The sequence below is a fragment of the Actinoplanes sp. NPDC051537 genome (assembly GCF_055586105.1).
On sequence record NZ_JBVJIU010000002.1, the window covers coordinates 372141 to 385660 of the forward strand.

General features: G+C 71.6%; 13 protein-coding genes. 4 read left to right on the forward strand and 9 right to left on the reverse strand.

Annotation, left to right across the window (positions count from 1 at the left end):
- Positions 1-9: 9 nt before the first annotated feature.
- Genes ACZ6TB_RS05465 through ACZ6TB_RS05475 form a run of 3 tightly spaced genes read right to left on the reverse strand, consistent with a single transcriptional unit; the run spans position 10 to position 3538 of the window.
- Positions 10-963: a phosphotriesterase family protein gene (locus tag ACZ6TB_RS05465; RefSeq protein WP_465550910.1), complete on the reverse strand. Its 954-nt coding sequence runs from the start codon at positions 961-963 to the stop codon at positions 10-12.
- A 6-nt stretch (positions 964-969) separates the two neighbouring features.
- Complete coding sequence (locus tag ACZ6TB_RS05470; RefSeq protein WP_465550913.1) at positions 970-1887, reverse strand: phosphotriesterase family protein; 918 nt, start codon at positions 1885-1887, stop codon at positions 970-972.
- A gap of 52 nt (positions 1888-1939) precedes the next feature.
- A complete protein-coding gene (locus ACZ6TB_RS05475) occupies positions 1940-3538 on the reverse strand; it encodes an MFS transporter (RefSeq protein WP_465550915.1) in 1599 nt (532 codons plus the stop codon).
- Between the two features lie 94 nt (positions 3539-3632).
- On the opposite strand from ACZ6TB_RS05475, the gene ACZ6TB_RS05480 reads away from it, so the two are divergent.
- The gene (locus ACZ6TB_RS05480) at positions 3633-4247 is read left to right on the forward strand and encodes a TetR/AcrR family transcriptional regulator (protein WP_465550917.1); all 615 of its coding nucleotides are present in this window, start codon (positions 3633-3635) and stop codon (positions 4245-4247) included.
- On the opposite strand, the gene ACZ6TB_RS05485 is transcribed toward ACZ6TB_RS05480, so the two are convergent.
- Together ACZ6TB_RS05485 and ACZ6TB_RS05490 are read right to left on the reverse strand one after the other, a co-directional pair.
- The gene (locus ACZ6TB_RS05485) at positions 4209-6407 is read right to left on the reverse strand and encodes a P-loop domain-containing protein (RefSeq protein WP_465551427.1); all 2199 of its coding nucleotides are present in this window, start codon (positions 6405-6407) and stop codon (positions 4209-4211) included. The genes ACZ6TB_RS05480 and ACZ6TB_RS05485 overlap by 39 nt on opposite strands.
- Positions 6408-6414: 7 nt before the next feature.
- Positions 6415-7431, reverse strand: coding sequence for a LacI family DNA-binding transcriptional regulator (locus tag ACZ6TB_RS05490; protein WP_465550919.1), 1017 nt, complete (start codon positions 7429-7431; stop codon positions 6415-6417).
- A gap of 130 nt (positions 7432-7561) precedes the next feature.
- On the opposite strand from ACZ6TB_RS05490, the gene ACZ6TB_RS05495 reads away from it, so the two are divergent.
- Genes ACZ6TB_RS05495 through ACZ6TB_RS05505 form a run of 3 tightly spaced genes read left to right on the forward strand, consistent with a single transcriptional unit; the run spans position 7562 to position 10625 of the window.
- The gene (locus ACZ6TB_RS05495) at positions 7562-8017 is read left to right on the forward strand and encodes a family 43 glycosylhydrolase (protein ID WP_465550921.1); all 456 of its coding nucleotides are present in this window, start codon (positions 7562-7564) and stop codon (positions 8015-8017) included.
- Positions 8014-9042, forward strand: coding sequence for a glycoside hydrolase family 43 protein (locus ACZ6TB_RS05500; RefSeq protein WP_465550923.1), 1029 nt, complete (start codon positions 8014-8016; stop codon positions 9040-9042). Before ACZ6TB_RS05495 ends, ACZ6TB_RS05500 begins: the two co-directional genes overlap by 4 nt.
- Before the next feature lie 11 nt (positions 9043-9053).
- A complete protein-coding gene (locus tag ACZ6TB_RS05505; RefSeq protein ID WP_465550925.1) occupies positions 9054-10625 on the forward strand; it encodes a carbohydrate-binding domain-containing protein in 1572 nt (523 codons plus the stop codon).
- A 65-nt stretch (positions 10626-10690) separates the two neighbouring features.
- On the opposite strand, the gene ACZ6TB_RS05510 is transcribed toward ACZ6TB_RS05505, so the two are convergent.
- From ACZ6TB_RS05510 to ACZ6TB_RS05525, 4 genes are read right to left on the reverse strand one after another with little or no spacing between them, the layout of a single operon-like run.
- Complete coding sequence (locus ACZ6TB_RS05510) at positions 10691-11341, reverse strand: SMI1/KNR4 family protein (RefSeq protein ID WP_465550927.1); 651 nt, start codon at positions 11339-11341, stop codon at positions 10691-10693.
- 11 nt (positions 11342-11352) lie between these two features.
- A complete protein-coding gene (locus ACZ6TB_RS05515; RefSeq protein WP_465550929.1) occupies positions 11353-12018 on the reverse strand; it encodes an SMI1/KNR4 family protein in 666 nt (221 codons plus the stop codon).
- A complete protein-coding gene (gene nadE, locus ACZ6TB_RS05520) occupies positions 12015-12857 on the reverse strand; it encodes an ammonia-dependent NAD(+) synthetase (RefSeq protein WP_465550931.1) in 843 nt (280 codons plus the stop codon). The genes ACZ6TB_RS05515 and nadE overlap by 4 nt, the downstream gene beginning before the upstream one ends.
- A 10-nt stretch (positions 12858-12867) precedes the next feature.
- Positions 12868-13467 (reverse strand): hypothetical protein, encoded by a 600-nt coding sequence (locus ACZ6TB_RS05525; RefSeq protein ID WP_465550932.1) that lies wholly within the window; start codon positions 13465-13467, stop codon positions 12868-12870.
- Positions 13468-13520 lie beyond the last annotated feature (53 nt).

Below are 13520 nucleotides of genomic sequence, written 5' to 3' on the forward strand. Positions count from 1 at the left end.
TCGCTTCTCTCAGTTCTGGATGGTCAGGAAGGCGGCGGGGTTGCCGACGAAGATGGTGTCGATCGCGGCGTCGTCGAGGCCGGCCGCGCGCAGGTCCGGGATGAGGTCGGTGAACAGGTAGCTGACCGTGTGCCCCCGCACGCCCGGCCAGCCGAGCGGGCTGCAGTTGGCGTCGGCCGACGCGAGCACCTGGTGGAGGCGGCCCCCGCCGATGAAGCGCAGGAAGTGGTCGAGCCGCTCCTTGCGCGGCCGGGCCCAGAACGGCGGGTCGGGCAGCTCGGTCTCGTAGCCGAAGGTGTCGAAGCCGATTCGGCCGCCCTGCTCGGCGATCCACGTGTCGCGGGTCTTGTCCGCGTTGACGCCGTCGTCCACGTGCCCGAACAGCACGCGGTCGAGCGGCAGCCCCTCCTCGCGGAAGATGGCGATCGCGTTCTCGGCGTCGATGGCGAGGTGGGTCAGCACCGGCACGCCGGTCCGCAAGGCGGCCCGCGCGGCGGCCCGGTAGATGCGCTTGTCGAGCTCGGTCATCCGGCCGCCGCGGCTCACGCCGACCTTGATGATGCCGGCCCGGCCGCCGGAGCTGCCGATGCCGGCGGTGATCTCGTGGACGAAATGCCGGGCCAGGTAGTCGACGGTGGCCCGGGCGAAGAACGGGAGCGCGGTGTCGCCGCCGACGAATCCCGTGCTGGCCACGATGTGGACGCCGGTCTTGGCCGACAGCGAGCGGTAGTAGTCGATGTCGCGGCCGTTGCAGATGCCGGTCGCGTCGACGAACGTGCCGCCACCGTGCTCGCGGAAGTCACGCAGCTTCGGGACGGTTTCCGCGTACCGCTGCTCGGGGGTCTTCCACCATTTGTCGTCGAGCTCCGAGCCCGGCATGCCGTAGCCGATGTGCTCGTGCACCGCGACGAATCCCAGTTCCTCGGGCGCGATCGGGCCGAGGACGGTGTTCACCTTCGCCACGACGTTCTATCCCTTCACGGTCAGCAGGTCGCGCGGGTTCTCCACCAGGAGCTGCCGCTGGGGGAAGACCGCGAGCACGTGCTCGAACGGCAGCTCGCGCGCCGGATGTCCCTTGGCCACGCCGATCGCGTTGCCGGACACCAGAACCCGGTTCCCGAGCCCCTTCCCGGCGAGGTCGGCCACCAGGTCGGCGCGCTCCGGGTCGGTCAGGTAGGCGTCGTCGTCGTTCCACCCGACGTGGTCGAGCGCGACGTAGGCGCCACGCCGGGCGATCTCCTCGGCGTTCGCGCCCCGGCGGTCCAACCCGCCGACGACCACCCGTTCCGGCGGAAGGCCTTCTTCGACAACGACTTCCAGCTCCCGTACGGCGTCCTTGCCGTACCGGAGAGAGAGCGGGACCCCGGTGTTCAGCGCGGCCCGCGCGGCGCCCCGGAACAGGCTCTCGTCGGTGGCCGTCAGGCCGGCGCGGGTCGCGGCGGTGGCGATCAGGCCGGCCGGGCCGCGGCGCTCGAGGCGCGGGACGACCATGCCGTCGGTGACCTCCCGGGCGAACAGGCCGAGGAACCTCTCGGCCGGCCACGGCGTCGGCGGGTTGGTCTGCGGCGTCAGGAAGTAGCCGCCGAGCATCTCCTCCGGGCCCATGCCGGTCGACGCCACGATGTGCACGCCGGTCGACCGGGAGAGCGCCTCGTAGAGCCGCACATCGCGCCCGTGGAACATGCCGGCACTGTCGACGATCGTGCCGCCGCCCGCGTCGCGGAAGGCCGTCAGCTTCCCGGCCAGGGTCTCGAAGATCTCGGCCCGGTCGATCGCGATGTCGTACGCGTGCTCGGCGCCCGGGACCACCGACAGCAGCGCCTCGTGCACCGCGACGACGCCCAGCTCATCGGCCGGAACCGGCCCGAGGACGGTGTTGACGGTCATGTGGCCTCCTTCGCTTTACAGTGTGTCAAGCAAATAGCCAGAATGTAAAGAGTCAGGCCGTCGCCGGTTCCGGCTCGCCGCTCTCCACCCGAGCCGACGGCTCGCGGTGGCCGACCAGGCCGACCAGCGTGAGCAGGGCGGCGGCGGCCGCGCAGACGCCCGCGACCAGGAACGCCGTGTTGCAGGCGCTGCCCAGCGACTCGAACGCGAGCTGGTGCAGCGCGGCCGGCATCGGCACCGGCGGCATGGCCGGGCCGGCGCCCGGCACGACCGGCATCGAGTTGATCGCCATGGCGCCACCGTCGTGCGCGATGCCGGCGGCGATCTGCGAGTACGGGGGCTGGAGCGCCGCGGTGGCCGGACCGAGCTTGCCGAGCATCGCGTCGTTGGCCCGGGTGATGGCCAGCGCGCCGATCAGCACCGGGCCGAGCGCGAAGCCGAAGTCGCGCAGCAGGTTGGTCGTGGCGCTGGCCATGCCGGCCAGCCGCACCGGGACCGTGTTGATCGCCACGGCGGTGATCGAGCCGACGGTCAGCGCGAAGCCGCAGCCGAAGATGAGCATCGGGAGCATGAACCGCGTCCAGCTCGGGTCGTTGATGTCGAACGTCGAGCACCAGATCCCGGCGACGGCCATGAGCGCGAAGCCACCGGTCAGGATCCGGCGCGCGGGCACCGTACGGATCAAATGGGAAACGACCGGCGCGAGCACGAAGGCCGGACCCTGGATGAAGACGAACAGCACGCCGATCTTGAGGGCGCTCTGGTGCTGGACCGCGCCGAGCCAGATGCTCATCGAGTAGCAGATCGCGAGGAACGCGAACATGCCGACGACGGTGGCGATCGCGACGACGGCGTAGGCGCGGTTCGCGAACAGGCGCAGGTGCAGCAGCGGCACCTCGGTGCGCAGCTCGATCACGACGAACGCGGCGAGCAGCACGACGCCGGTCACGAACGCGCCGATGATCTCGGGTTGGCCGAAGCCGGCCTCCGAGCCCTGGGTGGCGGCGTACAGGATCGCGATCAGGCCGAGGGCGAGCGTGATCTGGCCGGGGATGTCGAGCTTGCGGCCCTCGGGCGCGGACGAGTCGGTGGCCCGGGTGGTGATCACGATCGAGACGAGGGCGGCGGCGATCACCACGGCGTACGCGCCGCGCCAGCTGCCGCCCGCGGCGAAGGCGCCGCCGAGCAGCGGCGAGATGGCCGCGCCGATGGAGAGGAAGCCGGCCCAGAGGGCGATCGCCCGGGCGCGGGCCTCGGTGGTCGGGGCGAGCGCCGCGATCATCGCGAGTGAGATCGGGTAGAGGATCGCGGCGCCGAGGCCGGCCACGACCTGACCGACCCACAGCACCTGGACGGTGCCGGCGACGCAGCAGATCAGCGAGCCGGCGACGGTGAGGACGGCGCCGGCCTGGAGCAGCCGCTTGCGGCCGAAGAGGTCGCCGATCACGCCGGTGGTCAGCTCGAAGACCACCATCGGGATGGCGAACGCGGCGGTGATCCAGGTCAGCTGCGCGCCGGTGGTCTGGAACTCCTGCTGGAACGTGCCGTTGAGCGCGCCCGGCAGCGAATACGCCACCTGCGCGAGGAGGACGGCGAAGCAGCCGGCCACCACCGTCGCCGTGTAGCCGGCGGGCTTTCGTACGGGGGTCATCTGCACTCCCTCTCGATCGGGGTGTGCAACGTGTCACGTCGGTTAACATGGTGTCAAGAGTTTGAACCTCATGTACGGTGAGTATGGTGAGCGGGTGGCGAGCCTGCGTGAAGCACAGAAGGAGATGACCCGGCGCCTGCTTCTCGAGGCCGGGTTGAGCCTGTTCACCGAGAAGGGCTACGCCGCGACGACCGTCGACGACATAGCCACGGCCGCCGGCACGACGCGGGTGACCTTCTACGCGTACTTCCCGTCCCGCGGCGAGCTGATGAAGGCGCTGATCGACGAGAAGCTGAACGAGCGTCTCCAGCGGATCCGCTCCCCCGAGCACGGTTCCACGGCCCTGTCGCTGGTGGCCGTGGTCGCCGACGGCACGCCGGCGGCCATCGGCGCCTGGATCCGCGAGACGGCCGAGCGCTGGCCCGACATCCGCCCGATAATCCAGATCGGCCGCGACGCGGCGGCCGTCGAGCCCGACCTGCGCAACCTGGTCGAGCTGTGGCTCGACGAGGCGATCAGCGACGTCGAGGACGGCCTCAACCGGGCGGGTCGTTTCGCCCCCGAAGTACGCCATTTCCGCGGCGTGCTGGCGATGGCCGAGCTCGACTACGTGGCCCAGCACTGGGGCGACCGGGACTGGAAGCTCGACCAGGACCGCATGCTGGACGAGCTATCCGCCAGTTGGTCCCGCCTGCTCGGCGCCTCCTGAGTCACGCCCGAGGAAATCGCGCAACGACTCGTGAAAGAGGCGGACGCGCCCGTCCTCCTCGCGGATCAGGTCGGCGGCGGCGGTCAGGTTCGCGTCGACGGTGGCGGCATCGGTGTCGACGATCTCGGCGAGTTCCGCCCTGGTCAAACCGTTCTGCGGTCCCACGGCCAGCGCGCGCAGCAGCGGACGGGCCTGCGGGGAGAGCCGCGATTCGTAGTACTCGCCCAGGCTGGTGGCGAGCGGCGCCTCCAGGCTTCGCGGGCTCAGCCCTCCCGCCAGTAGTTGCCGCACCACGAAGGTCGCGTAGAGCGGATTCCCCTCCGACCGGTCGGCGATGACTCTGGCCCAGTCGCCGACCGGCGCCACCCCGGCGTCTCGCAAGCGCGCGGTGACGAACTCCTCGATGTCGGCGCGCGATGCCGGACCGTCGGCGTCCAGATCCATGACCGTGACGTCTACGGCCGAGAACCGCCACGGCCCGGCCCGAGTGGTGGCGATGACCCGAGCATCGGTCATGCGGTGGACCCGGTCCATGACCGCGCGCGGATCGTGCGCCTCGTCGATCCCGTCGACCACGATGAAGGCCGGGCGGGCGTCGCCGACGGGCCGGATGTCGTCGTCCCGCCATGCGCCACGGGCCGACGCGAAGGCGATGGCAGCGGGCGTGAACGGGCTCTCGCCCGCCGCGATCATGCGGGTCAGCCGGGCCACGAGCGTCGACTTGCCGCTTCCCGGCGCCCCGGTGTAGAGGAGAACGTGCTGGTCGGCACGTTCGAACCAGTCGGCGGCCACGCTGATGGCCCGCGCCTGGCCGACGGCGCCCCGGGCCCGGTCGGCCAGTTCGGCGGCCAGGCGGAAGACTGGATCGTTCCAGGGCTCGACCGCCAGATGGCCCTCGGTCACGTGCAACCGGATCGCCGACAGCACCCGCTCGGGCGCGGCCAGCCACCGGCCGTCCCACCGGTCCAGCAGGTAGCGGGCCACCCGGGCGTGCTGCGGGGCGGCCTCGAGCCAGTAGTCCTCGGCCCGCGACTCGTCGACCAGCAGATCGGCGAACGAGCGGTGGAAGAAGCTGTAGCGAGGCGGTTCCCCGGCGAATTCGAGCAACTGGGCCGTACGGGCGAGGATGCGGCGCGTCTGCGGCCGGCTCACCCCGGAGATCGCCGCGAGCTCCTCCTCGGTCAGGCCGAACTGGGCCACGGTCAGCGCGCCGAGGACCGGCTCGTAGACGTCCGCCCATTTGGTGCGGTCGTTGTCGACGAAGCGGTCGAGGTAGGTGCGGTACAACGCGTCCAGTCCGCGCGGGAATCGGTCCAGGACCTCCGGGGTGAGGGGACCGGGCTCGTCCCCCAGCATGGCGACGAGATAGCGGAGGTAGAGGAAGTTGCCCTCGCTCTTGCGCGCGGCCGCCCGGGCCAGCGACGGCGACGGCAGCTCGCGCTCGGCGTACTCCTCGAGGTCCTCGGACTCGTCGGCGAGGTCGAACCGTAATGGGCCGTAGGAGTCGAACTGCCGCAGCACGGCCTGGTCGGGCCGGGTGGTCAGCAGCAGGCGCACGCCGGCCGGCAGCTCGTCGGCCCGCGCCAGCAGGCCGACGATGGTGGGCGGCCGCGGGCCCATGGCCTCGTCGAGCGCGTCGACCGCGATCAGCACCGGCTCGCCGGGTGGGGCGTCGCGGAACACAGCCTCCAGCGGCTCGCGGACGGCCTGGCCGAACGCCTCCTCGCCGCTCACACCGCGGATGGTGACGGCGACCCCGATGACCTCCCCGGCCGCCTGCCCGATCTGCTGGGTGACGGTGATGGTGGGCGGCGCATTGCCGGCGCGCCGGGCGGCCTGGGCGCGGAGGGCCTCGCCGAAGGCCGGATAGCGGCCGGCGAGCTGCGTCGACAGGGACTCGGCGAAGGCAACGGGGTCGATCCGGCGGAGGTCGGACCAGCGGCAGAAGTGCACGGCGGCGGGTCGTACGGCCTCGGTGAGGTGGGCCAGCGCGACCGTCTTGCCGCTGCCGGGCTCGCCGGTGACGAGGAAGGCGCGGGAGCCGCCGGGGTCGGCCAGCCACCGGTCGACCGCCCGCGAGAGCCGGCGGCGGCCGACGAAACTGACGGGCCTCGGATTGTCGATGGCTCGAGTCTGGCACGCCGGGGCCCCGCCCGGCAGGGTGGGCTCAACGACTCGGCGGCGCCGTGCTCTCCCGGACGACCAGCTCGGTGGCCAGCTCGATGCGGGTCGATTCCAGGCGCTCGCCGTTGATGAGCCGCAGCAGCGTGCGCGCCGCCGCCACGCCCATCTCGTGCAGCGGCTGGCGGACCGTGGTCAGCGGCGGCGCCGTCCACTCGGCGAAGTTCAGCCCGTCGAAGCCGACCACGCTGATGTCGGCCGGGATCGCCAGACCGGCCTGCCGCACCGCCTCGTAGACGCCGGTGGCCTGCTGGTCGCTGCCGGCGAAGATGGCCGTCGGCGGCTCGGCCAGGGCCAGCAGCGAGGCGGCCGCGCGCAGCCCGCCGTCGTGCTGGAAGTTGCTGTGCCGCACCAGGCCGCGGTCGGCGGGCAGGCCCGCCGAGTCGAGCGCGGCGCGGTAGCCGGCGATGCGGGCGCGCGTGCACTGCAACGGCTCGGGGCCGCCGATGGCGCCGATCCGGCGGTGTCCCAGCTGGATCAGGTGCTCGGTCGCCGCGTACCCACCGGAGAAGTTCGTCGTGCCGATCGACGGAACGTCCGGCGGAGGCTGGCTCACGCCGTCGACCACGACGAACGGGAGGTCCCGCCGGGTGAGGTCGGCCCGCTGCTGCTCGGTGAGCTCGGAGAGAACCAGGATCGCGCCGGCCGAGCCGCGCGCGGGCAGCGACTCGAGCCAGCGCCGGGTGAGCGAGTGCCGGTTGTGGGTCGAGGACACCACGAGGCTGAAGCCGGCCTCCTCGAGCACGTCCTCGACGCCGGTCAGGATCGACAGGCCCCAGACGCTGTCGAGCTGGTTGAACACCAGGTCGATCAGGTCGGTGCGGCGGGTCGCGCGCCGGCCGCCGGGCGGGCGCCGGTAGCCGCGCTCGGCCAGCAGCCGCTCGATGGCGCGGCGGGTCGACGCCGAGATGTCGGTGTGCCCGTTCAGCACCTTGGAGACCGTCGAGACCGCGACGTTCGCCTCGCGGGCGATCTCGGTGAGCGTGGGCCGATCGCCGGTCATGGCCCACCCCATGTTTCGAAAAGTGTTGCCCCGGACCGATCCATGGCTTGTGATCGGCACGCTACACCGCCGCACCTGGCCCGACCAGAACGCGATCCGAAAGGTTTTCGAAAATGCGCGGATCCGGCTCGTGAGCGCGGGCGTCATCCGGAACCCCGTCCTGCCCGGCTTCCATCCGGACCCGTCGATCCTGCGGGTGGACGCGGACTACTACCTGGCGACCTCCACGTTCGAGTGGTACCCGGGCGTCCGCCTGCACCACTCGCGGGATCTGGTGCATTGGCGGCCGCTGGGCGGCGCGCTGACGGCCGGGCTCGACCTGACCGGGAACCCGGACTCCGGCGGGGTGTGGGCGCCGTGCCTGTCCTACGTGGACGGCCTGTTCCACCTCGTCTACACCGACGTGAAGTCGTACGCCGGCGGCTTCTGGGACGTGCCGAACCATCTCGTGACGGCGCCGTCGGTCGAGGGACCGTGGTCGGATCCGGTGCCGCTGCACGCCCGCGGTTTCGACCCGTCGCTGTTCCACGACGACGACGGCGCCAGCTGGCTGCTCACCAACCGCACGGACTGGCGGCCGGGATGACCGAGGGTCCCCGCCTCTACCGGCGCGACGGCTGGTACTACCTGGTCACGGCCGAGGGCGGCACCGAGTGGTTCCACCAGGTGACCGTGGCCCGGTCGCGGTCGCTGCTCGGGCCGTACACATCCGCGCCGGCGCCGCTGCTCACCTCGGTCGGGCGGCCGGACCTGGCGCTCCAGAAGGCCGGGCACGGCAGCCTGGTCGCGACGCCGGACGGGGAATGGTTCCTGGCGCATCTCGCCGCGCGGCCGCTGGGCACACGCGGACGGTGTGTTCTCGGGCGGGAGACGGCGATCCAGCGGGTCACGTGGACGGCGGACGGGTGGCCGTCGATTGCCGGCGGAGTGCCGCACGACACCGTCGACGGGCCGGCCCTGCCCGCGCATCCGTGGCCGTCGCCGCCCGAGACCGACGACTTCGCGACGACCGACGACTTCGCGACGCTCGGCCCGGAGTGGAGCTTCCTGCGCCGGCCGCCGTCACCGTCCTGGGTCTCGGTCGCCGAGCGGCCGGGGCACCTGCGGATCCGGGGCGGGCGGTCGGCCGGGGCCCGGTCGGGGCAGAGCCTCGTGGGGCGCCGGGTCCAGCACCGGCGGGCGACCTTCGAGGCGACCGTCGACTTCCGGCCCGGATCGTTCCAGCAGATGGCCGGGATCACGGCCTATTACAACGGGCGCAACTGGTATCTGCTGCGGGTCGGATGGGACGAGGAGCGCGGGGCCGGCATCGATGTCGTGTCGTGCGACCGGGGTCGCGTACGGCTGCATGGGCCCTTTGTTCCGCTTTCCGGGCCGGCGCGGTTGCGTTTCGAGTTGGACGGCGGGCTGCTGCGGGCGTCATTCGGCGAGACCGAGTGGGAGCCGCTGGACGCGAGCATCCTGTCCGACGAATACGCCGCGGAGTCCGACGGGGGCATTCCGCGGATCTGGGGATTCACTGGGGCCTTCTTCGGCCTCTGGGTGCAGGACCTCACGGGGCAGGAACTGGCGGCCGACTTCTCGGCCGTCACCTACAAACCGCACAACTGAAGGGAGCTGACATGTTCCTCCGCCTTTCTTTGATGGCCGCGGTGGCCACCGTGGTCGTCGTCGGCGTGGCGGGCGCTCCGGCCTCGGCCGCCCGCGGGCCGGATGCCCGGAACCTTCCCGCGGACGGCCGGGTGCTGTTCTATCTCGGGCAGGACAGCACGACGCTCAACGATTTCCGGAACGACGTGCACGGCTTTCCCGAGCCGGCCGGCGTCACCCTTTACACCAATCTCGTCGGGGCGCCGATGAGCGGCATGTTCCAGCCGACCGACTACGGCGCCGGCGAGAACGACTTCCCGGCCACCATCAACCAATACGGCGGCGGGCTGGCGGTGGGGCTCTACCTCTCCGACCCGGCGCAGACCCCGCTCAAGGCGTACGCCGGCACGGCCGACGCGGCCACGGTGGCGCGCTATCGCCAATGGCTCGACGAGTTCATCACGTATCTTTCGGCGACCGGGCGGGACGTCTTCGTCCGGATCGGATACGAGTTCGACGGGTCGTGGAACGCGTACGATCAGGCGCTCTACAAGGAGGCGTACCGGTACATCGCCCGGCGCATTCACAGCGTCGGCTCGCGGCGCATCGCCACCGTTTGGCAGACCGCCGCCTGGCCGCGGGTCGAGAATGCGCCGTACGCCGCGACCGCCCCCGGCCACTGGGATGATTGGTATCCCGGCGACGCCTACGTCGACTGGGCGGGCATGTCCTACTTCTACGGAACGAACTTCCGGAAGTACCAATGGTCGTGTGAGCAGCCGTCGAACATCGCCGCCACGGCCACGCAGGTGCAGAACTCGTTCCTCGATTTCGCGCGGGCGCACCGCAAGCCGGTCTTCGTCTCGGAGTCGGCGCCGCAGGGCTTCGACAACGGCGCGCTGACCGCGAAATGCATCTTCGCGGGCGGCCCCGCCGCCGTTCCGGTCACCGCGCAGCAGATCTGGGACACCTGGTACGCGCCCTATTTCCGCTTCATCGCCACCAACCGCGACATCATCCGCGGGGTCTCGTACATCAACACCAACTGGAACAGCCAGTCGATGTGGAACTGCACGGCGGCCGCCTGCCCGAACGGCTATTGGGGCGACAGCCGCATCCAGGCCAACCCACTGATCATGGCCAGGTTCAAGGCCGAGATCACCAAGCGGATGTACGCCCACGGCCCGCGCCGCCCGGCGTGCGGCTTCGAGCCGCCCGACTTCTCCGGCCCCGGCCGCTCCGAGGGCGAGTTCGCCGACCTGCCCCAGGGCGGCACCACCGGCATCGCCATCGCCGACCCGACCGCCTCCGACAACCGAACCGCCCTGGTCTACGCCAACGGCGCCGCGCTGGAGTTCGACCACGTGGCCGCGGGCCGCTCGCTGGGCCTGCGCTACGCCACCACGACCGGCAACGTCCGGCTGACCGTCCTCATCGACGGAAAGCCCGCACCGACGGTCGCCCTGCCGAACCAGGGCAGCGCGACCGCCTGGGCCGACGCCACCGTGCCCGTCGCCGTCCCCCGCAACGCCCGGGTGACCCTCCGCCTGGACAGCGGTGACGTGGTCTGGATCGACTACATAACGCCCGGCCAGTCCCGCTGAGAACCGCACGGCCCGTGGCGCCGCTACGCCGCGGGCCGTGCGCGCCCCTGGCGCACGCGCCGCGATCAGGCGTCGCGGAGCCAGGCCGGGCGCACTCCCCACAACTCCGGGGAGGTGCCCCACTCGCACGCCGGGCCCGAGCCCTCCTCGATCTCGACCGCCGAGCGCTCCAGATCGTCCGCGTAGCGGTTCAGCAGGGCGGTCCACGAGGGGGCCAGCACCTCCCACGTGCCGCACTCGATGTCGGCCCGCACCACCTGGCCGGGGGTTCCGCCGGGCGGCGGGTCGAGGTCGAGCAACCAGTGCACGTCGCCGTTCATGTCGCCCACGACCAGCGTGCTCGGGAGGCCGACCACCGGGCGCACCGGGCCGCCCAGGAGCAGGTGCTGGGAGTCGACCAGGGCCGCCCAGGAATCCGGCGCGTCGTCGGGGTCGTCGTAGTAGTTGTCGCGCCACATGCGGGTGTACTCGACCAACTGGGCCGTCTCGTAGAGCCAGTGCAGCGGCACGGGACTGGGGTCGCCCCACTTGGTGCCGTCGTGCAATCGCAGACTCGCGCGGAAGTCGGGGGGCAGCTTCAGGCCCAGCGCGGCCTCGGCCGCGTCGATGGCGGCCGGCGACGCCGGGCCGGCCAGAAGCGGCAGGGACTCCGGCAACACCCGGCTCAGCGCGCCCTCGACCCGGGACCACGCCGCCGCGACCAACTCGTCCGTCACGCCGCCGGAGTCTAGGCGAAGCGGGCCTCGTAGATGGGGCAGCGGATCTCGTGCGCGAGCAGCGTCGTGCGCCCGGCGGCCAGCAGCTGCTCGGCCGCGTCGAGCCAGTCGAGGTAGAGGTCGGTGAAGGTGGCGGGGGTGCCGTCGGAGCGCAGCAGCGGGATGATCGACTCGGTGGTCGGGCGGCGGTCGAACCAGACGTTGCCCCGCTCGGGGCCGGAGACGACGAGCAGCAGCGAGAAGTTGTGGCCCTCGGCGCCGAGGAACACGACGCCCTGGGTCTGCTCGCGCAGCAGCTCCTCCTCGCGGTCGAACCAGGCGGCCTCCGCATGCGACTCCGGCGACTCGTAGAGCGCCTCGAAGCGCGAGTCGCACGTCATCTGGTCGGGGAACGGCCGGTCCAGCGCCGCCAGCTCGGTGTCGCGGTCGTCCTGCCAGCCCCAGCCGTCCTCGCCGCGGGTCAGGCGCCGGAGGAACACCGGGCCGGGACCGCCCGAGTCGACCTCGGTGAGGAACTCCCGGTAGCCGGCGGGCAGGGTCACGCCGAACTGCGCCTCGGCCTCGGCGAGAGACGCGTGCGGCAGCGGCGAGAGCGGCTCGCCGGCCCCGGCGGCGCGGACCCGCAGCGTACGCGAGCGGATGTCGGCCCAATCGAGGGAGCGCGAAGGGGAGGTCATGTCCGCCACCACGAATCCAGCGGGGTCACCGGTAGGGCTCGCTTGTGGCGGGTGGCGAGGAAGACCGACTCGACCCTCCCGGCCAGGGCCGGCGTGACCTCCACCCCCTCGAGGTAGTCGTCGATCTCGCGGTAGGTCAGGCCCAGCGCCACCTCGTCGGGAAGCGCCGGGCGCTCGTCCTCGAGGTCGGCCGTGGGCACCTTCTCCCAGACGCTGGCGGGGGCGCCCAGCTCCCGCAGCAGGGCGGCGCCCTGGCGCTTGGTCAGGCCGGTGAGCGGGGTGATGTCCACGCCGCCGTCGCCGTACTTGGTGAAGAAGCCGGTCACCGCCTCGGCCGCGTGATCGGTGCCGGCCACCAGCAGGTTGAGCTGGCCGGCGATCGAGTACTGGATCACCATGCGCTCGCGGGCCTTGATGTTGCCGCGCACGAAATCACGCAGGTGCGGCTCGCCGCCGAGCAGCTCCTGCAGGCCCAGGGCGGACTCGGCCGCGACCGCGTCGGCGCTGGGCTTCACGTTGACCGCGACGGCGCGATCGGGACGGATGAAATCCAGCGCCGTCCGGGCATCGGCCTCGTCGGCCTGCACCCCGTACGGCAGCCGCACCGCAACGAAGATCGAAGCGCGACCCTCCGCGCGCAGTTCCTCCACCGCGAGCTGGCACAGCTTGCCGGCCAGCGTGCTGTCCTGGCCACCGCTGATGCCGAGCACATAGCCCTCGGCCCCGGACGCCCGCAGGTAGTCCTTCAGGAAGTCGACGCGGTGGCGGATCTCCGCCTTGGGCTCGATGCGCGGGTTGACGCCGAGCTCGGCGAGGATCCGCTGCCGTAGGTCCGTCATGTCCCGCACTTTATCCGGCATGGGTGCATTGCTCGTCCTGGTCGGCCAGGGTGAGCAGGATGATCTGCACCTTGGCCGGCTGCGGACCGCCGCCGCCGAGCAGGTGGAAGATGAAGATGTACTTGGCCTTCGCGTTGCCGGGCACCGGCGCCGAAAGGTAGCCGATAAGTCGTTCCTGCTCCTCGGGCGTGCCCAATTCGGAGTGCCGCACGCCGGGATAGGCGGCGGCCACCTGCGCGACGCTCGCGCCCATCCCGATGCCCTCGGGCGTCCACGCGTCCTTCGCCACCGTGATGACGGCGAGGCCGTGGTCACGCGAGAAGTGGACGCTTGTCCCCCGGTCGAGGGACATGATCGAGCACGTCGAGGTGCTCTTCTTCTGCCAGCCGGGCGTGATGCTGACCTGACCGGTGGCGTTGGCCTCCTCCTCGGTCATCCCGAGCCGCAGCTTTCCGATCCCCTGCGGGCCGAGGACGAGCCGGCCGCCGAGGCTCTCGAGCTTGGCCGGGCCGGTCCGGGGCGCGGTCTGGTTACGGTACGCGCTGTAGCCGAGGACGCCGAGCAGCACGACGAGCGCGACCTGCAGGCCTCGGATGAGAATCGTTCGCATTGACCGGCATCGTAATCAGCAAGAGGCACTTCCGATAAACGGACATATCTGTC